The 8,310-nt window shown below is 41.1% G+C and carries 9 protein-coding genes and 1 tRNA gene; 4 read left to right on the top strand and 6 right to left on the bottom strand.

Features of this window, described 5'->3' with window-relative positions; all coding sequences use genetic code 11:
* Positions 1-91 precede the first annotated feature (91 nt).
* Together C9J48_RS25930 and dnaQ are read right to left on the bottom strand one after the other, a co-directional pair.
* The gene (locus C9J48_RS25930; RefSeq protein ID WP_006232709.1) at positions 92-1,333 is read right to left on the bottom strand and encodes a TIGR03503 family protein; all 1,242 of its coding nucleotides are present in this window, start codon (positions 1,331-1,333) and stop codon (positions 92-94) included.
* 7 nt (positions 1,334-1,340) lie between these two features.
* Entirely contained in the window at positions 1,341-2,081 is a 741-nt protein-coding gene (gene dnaQ, locus C9J48_RS25935) for a DNA polymerase III subunit epsilon (protein WP_006232708.1), read from the bottom strand.
* A 39-nt stretch (positions 2,082-2,120) separates the two neighbouring features.
* Between dnaQ and rnhA the strand changes: the two genes are divergently transcribed.
* Positions 2,121-2,591: a ribonuclease HI gene (gene rnhA, locus C9J48_RS25940; RefSeq protein ID WP_006232707.1), complete on the top strand. Its 471-nt coding sequence runs from the start codon at positions 2,121-2,123 to the stop codon at positions 2,589-2,591.
* Between the two features lie 58 nt (positions 2,592-2,649).
* Here the strand turns inward: rnhA and C9J48_RS25945 are convergent, their stop codons facing one another.
* A complete protein-coding gene (locus C9J48_RS25945) occupies positions 2,650-3,393 on the bottom strand; it encodes a class I SAM-dependent methyltransferase (RefSeq protein ID WP_006232706.1) in 744 nt (247 codons plus the stop codon).
* 41 nt (positions 3,394-3,434) lie between these two features.
* On the opposite strand from C9J48_RS25945, the gene gloB reads away from it, so the two are divergent.
* The 3 genes from gloB (at position 3,435) to C9J48_RS25960 (ending at position 6,521) form a co-directional block, all read left to right on the top strand.
* Positions 3,435-4,193, top strand: coding sequence for a hydroxyacylglutathione hydrolase (gloB, locus tag C9J48_RS25950; protein ID WP_006232705.1), 759 nt, complete (start codon positions 3,435-3,437; stop codon positions 4,191-4,193).
* A 70-nt stretch (positions 4,194-4,263) separates the two neighbouring features.
* On the top strand, positions 4,264-5,835 hold the full coding sequence (locus C9J48_RS25955) for a lytic transglycosylase (RefSeq protein WP_006232704.1): 1,572 nt from the start codon (positions 4,264-4,266) through the stop codon (positions 5,833-5,835).
* Positions 5,832-6,521: a Yip1 family protein gene (locus C9J48_RS25960; RefSeq protein WP_006232703.1), complete on the top strand. Its 690-nt coding sequence runs from the start codon at positions 5,832-5,834 to the stop codon at positions 6,519-6,521. Before C9J48_RS25955 ends, C9J48_RS25960 begins: the two co-directional genes overlap by 4 nt.
* Here C9J48_RS25960 and C9J48_RS25965 read toward each other — a convergent pair.
* The 3 genes from C9J48_RS25965 to C9J48_RS25975 all read right to left on the bottom strand — a co-directional run bounded on the left by C9J48_RS25965 (position 6,502) and on the right by C9J48_RS25975 (position 8,290).
* Entirely contained in the window at positions 6,502-7,353 is an 852-nt protein-coding gene (locus C9J48_RS25965; protein WP_006232702.1) for an endonuclease/exonuclease/phosphatase family protein, read from the bottom strand. The two genes, C9J48_RS25960 and C9J48_RS25965, sit on opposite strands and share 20 nt — an antisense overlap.
* Before the next feature lie 79 nt (positions 7,354-7,432).
* Complete coding sequence (locus C9J48_RS25970; RefSeq protein ID WP_006232701.1) at positions 7,433-7,768, bottom strand: DUF1904 domain-containing protein; 336 nt, start codon at positions 7,766-7,768, stop codon at positions 7,433-7,435.
* 445 nt (positions 7,769-8,213) lie between these two features.
* Positions 8,214-8,290: transfer RNA gene (locus tag C9J48_RS25975), tRNA-Trp, on the bottom strand.
* Positions 8,291-8,310 lie beyond the last annotated feature (20 nt).

Raw genomic sequence — 8,310 nt, forward strand, 5'->3', positions numbered from 1 at the left:
CTGTTTATGAGGTACAGCGATAAGCATTAAAAAAGGGAAGTACTTCGCTTCCCTTTTTTCTATCCCTAAGGATGACCATTTACGCTATTGCCTAAGTCGGTAGCACCAACGATTCTTTCTCTAAGGCTTTTTTAAACTTCCGCTTGCGCCACAATATCACACCGATAATCACCAGAAGAATAACAACAGTATTAGATATCATCATAATCTTAAGCGCTTTCGAACGTGCAGCCTTACGTTCTTTATCCAATCGTTTTTGTTCTATTGCTAACGCTTTAGCTTCTTGCTGTGAACGAAATAGTTCGAGATTCTGATCAAGTTGTAATTCAGCAAGTACGGCAAAGTGACTCTTGGGTAAAGAGAAAATTAACTCTCTTCCACTTAAATTATCAGTCGCATACAACCAACCTGACCAACTATAACCACCAGGCTCTTGACCATTAGGGATAGTAACGCGTAATCCATCTTCATCCGGCATTGCATGCCCTTGACTAATCGTTATATTCCCATCAGGGCTCTCTTGCTCTACATGGGCTGCGAGTGAACCAGGAACAAGCGTACCTTTTTCTGTGGTAACGGCTAGCTGATGTGTTTCATTACGATCCCGTCCTTGAATAAAGCTCACAGTCATAGGAGGTGGATAGATCAGTACTTCTTGTTCTACCGTACGTAGAAAAATTCCATTGCGAGAAGCTATCTTTACCCGGTATTTACCCGGCAAGACATCAATCGGCAAAGCAATAGTGAATATGCCATCACCTGGACTCTCATCGAACCCAGTACCATCATCAGAAAATTCACCAAGAACAATAGGCTGAGGTTGAACTTCTTTAGGTAGCGCCTCTATGCTTTCAACGTATTCATATAAAACGATAGTTAGTTTGATACGATCGATGAAATCTCGATCCTCTAGTAACTCCCCTTTATTTGTAAGGCGGGCTGTAAATTTTAAGGTTTCCGATTGATACAAACGGGAAGGTAAACTATCGACATCAAGTTTTAAATTAGATAACACTTTCACTTGATTGTTGGATGTCACTTTACCTATTGCTTGCCATGGGCCGGGCATAGGATTTTCAATGGAGATAATATCCATTCCCGACTCTTCATACCAAGAAAGGTTTTCAGGGTGGCGCCAAGAATAATATTTAGTGCCATCAGGGCGAACAAGTACTACAGAGCTACTAGGGATCTCTCTTTGTACAATGAAAGAAACTTGTTCAACCGTTGGATCAACTCGAAAACGATTATCTAGCCACGACATTTCAGTACTGGTTTTAGCCCAAGAGAGTACTGGCAATAACATCGCTAGAAATAATAACCGCTGCAGCATAGATCCCCTACTGACGCCACATGACGTCACCCTTTTTACTAATAATATCCAAACGCGATTCGTGCGCTTCTATTTCATCGGCAGAGGCATGTAAAACCTTTAATAATTTACGCCCAGGAGCGATACGCTTAATTTCACTTCCTGTACCAGCATCACGATCTTCACGTTCAGCACTTAATGCGAGAGATGTTTGCCCACCTGTCATTAACAGGTATACATCAGCCAAGATCTCGGCATCGAGTAATGCGCCGTGAAGCGTTCGGTGCGAGTTATCTATACCATAGCGAGAACAAAGAATATCAAGATTATTACGCTTGCCAGGGAAGATCTTCTTCGCCATTGCCAACGTATCGGTCACTTTACAGAAGTCTTCTGTTTTACCAATATTTGGGTTTAGCTTTCTGAATTCATAATCCATAAAGCCGACATCAAAGGGCGCGTTATGGGCAACAAGCTCAGCGCCTTTGATGAATTCTAAAAATTCGTCATGAACCTCTTTATAGACAGGCTTACCAATTAGAAATTCATCTGTAATACCGTGAACACCTATCGCTTCCACCTCAATGGTTCGATCGGGTTTGATATAAACATGGAAACTATTTCCGGTCAGTTTACGGTTGATAATCTCAACCGCACCAATTTCAATAATACAATGCCCTTCATAATGAGGACCTGTCATATTCATACCGGTTGTTTCGGTATCGAGTACAATAATTCTTTGGTTAGTGGCTTTCATAGTGGCGTTCATGTCAGACTAAAGTTTTTCCTTAAGCGAATACTATCAAATATGACGAAGCAGGTAGAGGTTTTCACCGATGGTTCTTGTTTAGGTAATCCGGGACCCGGTGGATATGGTACCGTTTTACGTTATAAACAGCATGAAAAAGAACTGAGCGAAGGCTTTTTCATGACAACCAACAATCGAATGGAATTATTGGCCGCAATCGTTGGATTGTCGAATCTAAAAGAAGCATGTCATGTTGAATTAACCACTGATAGCCAATATGTACGCCAAGGTATCACACAATGGATTCACAACTGGAAAAAACGTGGATGGAAAACGGCAGATAAAAGGCCCGTCAAAAATGCGGATCTGTGGCAACGTCTTGATGCAGAAACTCAACGTCATATCGTCGTCAACTGGCACTGGGTTAAAGGGCATGCAGGACATATTGAAAATGAACGCTGCGATGTCTTAGCCCGTAATGCAGCAGAAGAGCCAACTCAAGATGACACTGGCTATAATCCAGAGCCATAGCCAACGGTTACTGCATCCCCTGCAACAAAAACGTCAGCCAAACCGTATTAAATCAAAGCTAATCAGACATATTCTGGTTGGCTTTTGTACGGCAATTAACTCTTAATGGTGACAATTGACGACGTAATTTCCATGTCGGTTTTATAGGCTTTAAAGGAAATGTACGCTTTCGTGCAACAATAAAATACATACTGCCAATCATTGAGCATGAGTCAGACAACATATTTTCAGCCCAAGCAGAGCACGCTAAATGCTTCGTTGCTGGTAATACGGCAAAATTCTCATGATGGACAACTTCATAATTCAACACACTTAACCAATCTTTTATCCGGTATGGCATAAACATTCGACCTAGCCATGGGTATTTCTTTCGATTCCATGGCAGCAAACCCTTAATACCAAGAATGCTCACAGGATTATGCCCTGTTAACAGTAAATATCCATCATCAACAGTCACTCTATCAACTTCCCGAAGTAAACGGTGTGGATCAGAGCAATAGTCAAGTTGATGGCTAACTAAGCAAGCATCAAAAGACTTTTCAATAAACGGTAAGTCAAAAGAATCAGCAATGACATTATGCAGCGGATTATGCTTATCAATACATATCTGATGTTGGATGTTACAATGTGGACTTGCTAGCTCACAGCTTAAGCCGCCAAGTTTTAACATATGATAGCCAAATAGTTTCGGCGACCACTCATCAAGTCGAGACTGAAGCAATTCAACCGCCCATTCACCGTTCGCGACTTGCGACCATGAATAAGGGGCTTCAATATGTTTTAATGTCCGTGCTGGCTTCATAATTATTGCTCAACACCTTAAAAAGGCTGGAGAAGAAATTCATGTTAACTGTTCAAAGCATACCCGCATTTAATGACAATTACATCTGGCTTATTCACAACTCACACAATCATTGCGTCGTTGTTGACCCTGGTGATGCCACACCTGTGCTTAAGGTATTAGAAGAACAGTCACTCACCCTTGATGCCATTCTTATTACCCACCACCACCATGATCATATAGGGGGGATCAGTGAACTCAAACGTCATTACCCTAACCTTAATGTTGTCGGTCCCGCTTCAGAGCCCATCCCTGGTATATCCCAATCAGTTGAAGATGGCGATCAAGTAGAACTGTTTGGTGAGCGTTTTATGGTACTAGGCGTTCCCGGCCATACTCTTGGGCATGTAGCCTATGTCGGTGACGGAAAACTATTTTGTGGCGATACACTGTTCTCTGTTGGTTGTGGGCGTTTGTTTGAAGGAACTCCAGCACAAATGTTTCAGTCTTTAAAGAAACTTGCCGCTCTTCCTGATGAAACTGAAATCTACTGCGCACATGAATACACATCCAGCAATTTAGCCTTTGCACTAGTCGCTGAACAAGACAATCCTCACTTACAACGTTACCGTGAAGAGGTAAGTCGTATGAGAGCACAAGGCATTAGTACGATCCCGTCCACATTACGACAAGAAAAGTTAGTTAACCCATTTTTGCGCTGTGAGCAGCCAAGTATCAAAAAATCTGTTGCAGATAAAGCATTTGACGACAGCGACCTTGAAACATTCGCCGCACTAAGAAGATGGAAAGACAATTTTTGATTCAGGTCACTTGTAACATTGGGGGTTGGGCAAGTATTATCACCAACCTCTTTGGCTATAAGCAGATGTCATGAAGTCACGAATTTTACTAGCGAGTGCGCTATTACTGGCTGGTTGCCAAATTACCAATACAACAGAAAAACAGGCTGAAACGAATAAAAGCGACAAGCCTGAACATATTTCTGAACAACCAGCCTTAGAAATACAGCAACAAATAACGGTACAACCGATCGTTAAAGAAAAAGCACCAACACCTCAGGAACAGAGTGATGTGTGGCAGCGTATCAGCATGCAGATCACAACTGATATCCCAAATAATAAACAAGTACAATATTACCGTAATTGGTATTTAAAAAATCCAGCCCACCTTAGAACCGTCGCTAAACGTGCTGAACCTTTTCTGTATTTCATTACCGAAGAAATTGAAAAGCGCGACCTGCCTCTTGAGCTAGCTTTATTGCCGATTGTTGAAAGTTCATTTGACCAATTTGCCTATTCTCATGGCAGCGCTGCAGGTCTATGGCAAATTACGCCCCCAACAGGTCGTAGCTTTGGTCTTGAGCAAAATTGGTGGTATGACGGCCGTCGCGATGTTGTAGAGTCTACACGCGCTGCTCTGGATTTATTAGAGTACCTAAATCGTAAATTCGATGGTAACTGGCAGCATGCACTAGCAGCTTATAACACTGGTGAAGGTCGTGTTTTCAGAGCCATTCGTAAAAATAAAGCAGCAGGTAAACCAACAGATTTCTGGTCACTAGATTTACCGAAAGAAACCAGCGGTTATGTACCTAAACTGTACGCTGTAGCTGACGTCATCAAAAACAGTAAGAAATATGGTTTCGATATTCCAGCGATAGCTAATAAACCTGTCGTTAAAATTGTGGAGCCAGGCATTCAGATGGATCTTGCGCTAGCAGCTCAATATGCCGCAATGAATGTAACGGATCTTCAAAACTTAAATCCTGGCTATAACCAGTGGGCAACAGCTCCTGATAATCACACTCATCTACTTCTTCCCCTCAAAAAAGTCGATACTTTTAATACGAAGCTAGCCCAAAGTGGCAACCAAGGGATGAAGGTTGTTCGCTATAAAGTAAAATCTGGTGATACGTTAGGTGGATTAGCCGCTAAACATAAGACATCAGTCAAAGAGATCCAGCGAGCAAACAAAATGACTACTACCAACATTCGTGTTGGCAAGCATTTACTAATCCCTGTTGCAATGAAGAATGGTGCTGAATTTACCTCAACAGGTCAAATGCAACAAACTCGCACCCAACAAAGCCATGGCAGCGGTTACAGAACAACGTATAAAGTTAAATCAGGTGATAGCCTCTGGACCATCGCTCGTAATCAAAAAGTCTCGATTGCGCAAATTACAAAGTGGAATAATCTAAATAAAAATAGTCCACTTAAGATAGGTCAGAAACTAAATATTTGGAAAGCTCAAAACGAAGGTGGTGTTATTCGCACAGTCTTTTATGAGATCCGTCAAGGTGATAACCTCAGCCTGATAGCACAACGCTTTCACGTCAAGGTATCAGATGTTGTAAAATGGAACCAAATCAGCTCAAAGAAGTACCTAAAACCTGGACAAAAATTGAAGCTGTATGTTGATGTTACTAAGGTAAGTGTATGACACTTTCTAAAAACCCATTCGTAGCAGTATTAGATTTACTTCGGTCTCCTATCGATTGTTTTGCAGCCATCTATGAACGCCCTAAGTGGGCGTTTATCCCGTATTTAATCATAATATTAAGCCCATTTTTCATGTGGTTTAGCTACTTTGATAATGTCGATATGGTCTGGCTGCAGCAAACATTACTGGCTCAGCTATCTAATAACGGTCAGTTAATTGAACAGGATTGGTTAACAAAAGATGTATTAATCGCGGGTGAAATATTCAGTGATATTTTTGGACGAACTGTCTGTATTTTTGTACTCGCACTCTGGCTAAATCTGTCAACCAAAGGCAACCGTTATAAACACAGTTATGGGAAATGGTTAGCAGCATCGTGCTTCATCATGCTTCCCACCTTTGTTGGTGATATAGCAAGTCTTACCAATATCATTTTTAATACAAACAACATCATGCCTAATGCTGCAGATTTAAATAGCTTAAATGGCTTACTAAAATTGCCGCTTAACCACCCTTGGACCGCCTTTACCACAACAGTCCCTTTACTTGCACCTTGGTATATTGCACTTACTTATACAGCAGTAGCTGCATGGACTGACTTTGATCGTGCAAAAGCTATCATTGTTGCGATTTTACCTTGGTTACTTACCTTAATCATCTGGCCGGTTATGATTTTAGTAGCCTAAATGTTGTAATAATCGGATTATGATCTGAAGCATCGGTTTTCGGTGCTTCAGCCGCAACAACACGTAACCCTCGATAATAAACATGATCCAATGGCTTACCCAGTATCTTTATTCTTTGATCTTTTTGTAGCATGACTTCCGATAACTGTAATGACTGCGCAAATTCCTTCAATACATCAATTCTTCCCTGACGCCAAGTATTAAAATCCCCAGCTAAAATTATCGGACCGGTATGCTTTGTAAGAACAGAGTTCAAGCTTTCAAACTGCGCTTTATATTCATCTAAACCAATCGAAAAATTAACACCGTGTAAATTAACCACAGCTAAAGTCTGCCCGTTTGATAAGGAAAATTGTGACAATAATGCAGATTTAGGTAACCGTAACCATGGCTCCATTGCCAAGTAGGCGCACGTTTGTTTAGCATCGACATTAGATAAATTCATCACACCAGCAGGTGTATCCATAAATTTAAAAGCATTTGCCATACGTACCTTCCACTCACTCCCTTCAAGATAAGATTGTAAATCAAAGTTCAAGCTAGCTTCTTGTAACAAGACTAAGTCACTATCACGAGAGAATGCCTCTAACGCAGTGCGCCAATTCTCACGTTGTTGTTTATAAATATTCCAAACAGAGACAGTAAAAGTACCATCGTTGTCTAACGGTAACCCCTGTATACTATCAATACAACTGAATGAAAATTGTGGAGCAAGTACTTCAGCACTGATTTCAGGTGCTGTCGAAACATCAAATGATGCATTAAATGCCCCAAAACCTAATACACCAGCAACAACCCCAAGCCCTGCAACAACTTTTGCATAACGCGCCATTATAACGACCTTTTAAAATCAACATTGTCCCTAGCAATGGGACTGCTATAAAATCAGAATAAAGAAAAAGGCAACTGGATCAGTAATGTTCGCCGTTATCGTAATAAGCACTTGGCGTTAAAGAAGAAAATATGACGGCAACATCTTGGTCGTTATCTTGCAGAGCAGAGCGGATTGCCAGTGTAATGATATTCGCAACTTGATCTTGAATCACTTGTCCTCGATCAAACCACAATACTTCGACAAACGGATACGCATCAGATACTTCACCATCAAAAATAAATGAAGCTGGAATATGTTCAAGAGTGAAATCTTCACAAGGACACGCCATTAGTGGTTGAAGATCATCCACTAAAGCTGCTGATAATACTTTTACTACATCAAATTCAACAGCACGAAAACGGAGATGAGGCATAAAAACTCCCAATGGTGAAATTTGGAAAGCCCACACAATACCACTAAAGCAATACACTGCGCAGTCTTTTTTCTCCTTAGTCAGCCAAGCAACAATCTCATTTATCTTTAAAATATTGATAAAACAAAATAAAGTAATATGCACATAACAAATACAAAAAAGCCTCTGTATTTCTGCTGAGGCTTTTTCATTTGCATGGCTTGGAGTGGAGAGGTTCGAACTCCCAATACGCACATTCTCATGGTGGGAAATCCGCTGCTTTTTTCTCTAATTGCTGATAGCAAAAAGACCCATATCTTTCGATATGAGTCTTCTTTAATATAGCTGGGGTGGAGAGACTCAAACTCCCAACACGTGCATTCTTATGGCGGAGAATCTGCTGATCTTTTCTCTAATTGCTGATAGCAAAAAGGCTCATATCTTTCGATATGAGCCTTCTTTAATATGGCAGGGGTGGAGAGATTCGAACTCCCAACACGCGGATTTGGAATCCGCTGCTCTGCCAGTTGGAGCTACACCCCTGTAGTTATTTTAAAGACTTA

It is taken from the genome of Photobacterium profundum, from assembly GCF_003026285.1.
GTDB classification, from domain to species: domain Bacteria; phylum Pseudomonadota; class Gammaproteobacteria; order Enterobacterales; family Vibrionaceae; genus Photobacterium; species Photobacterium profundum.

Bases quoted from the DNA above. Each gene is read 5' to 3' on its own strand.
- C9J48_RS25930 (WP_006232709.1), bottom strand. From the start codon at position 1,333: ATGCTGCAGCGGTTATTATTTCTAGCGATGTTATTGCCAGTACTCTCT.
- dnaQ (WP_006232708.1), bottom strand. From the start codon at position 2,081: ATGAACGCCACTATGAAAGCCACTAACCAAAGAATTATTGTACTCGAT.
- rnhA (WP_006232707.1), top strand. From the start codon at position 2,121: ATGACGAAGCAGGTAGAGGTTTTCACCGATGGTTCTTGTTTAGGTAAT.
- C9J48_RS25945 (WP_006232706.1), bottom strand. From the start codon at position 3,393: ATGAAGCCAGCACGGACATTAAAACATATTGAAGCCCCTTATTCATGG.
- gloB (WP_006232705.1), top strand. From the start codon at position 3,435: ATGTTAACTGTTCAAAGCATACCCGCATTTAATGACAATTACATCTGG.
- C9J48_RS25955 (WP_006232704.1), top strand. From the start codon at position 4,264: ATGAAGTCACGAATTTTACTAGCGAGTGCGCTATTACTGGCTGGTTGC.
- C9J48_RS25960 (WP_006232703.1), top strand. From the start codon at position 5,832: ATGACACTTTCTAAAAACCCATTCGTAGCAGTATTAGATTTACTTCGG.
- C9J48_RS25965 (WP_006232702.1), bottom strand. From the start codon at position 7,353: ATGGCGCGTTATGCAAAAGTTGTTGCAGGGCTTGGGGTTGTTGCTGGT.
- C9J48_RS25970 (WP_006232701.1), bottom strand. From the start codon at position 7,768: ATGCCTCATCTCCGTTTTCGTGCTGTTGAATTTGATGTAGTAAAAGTA.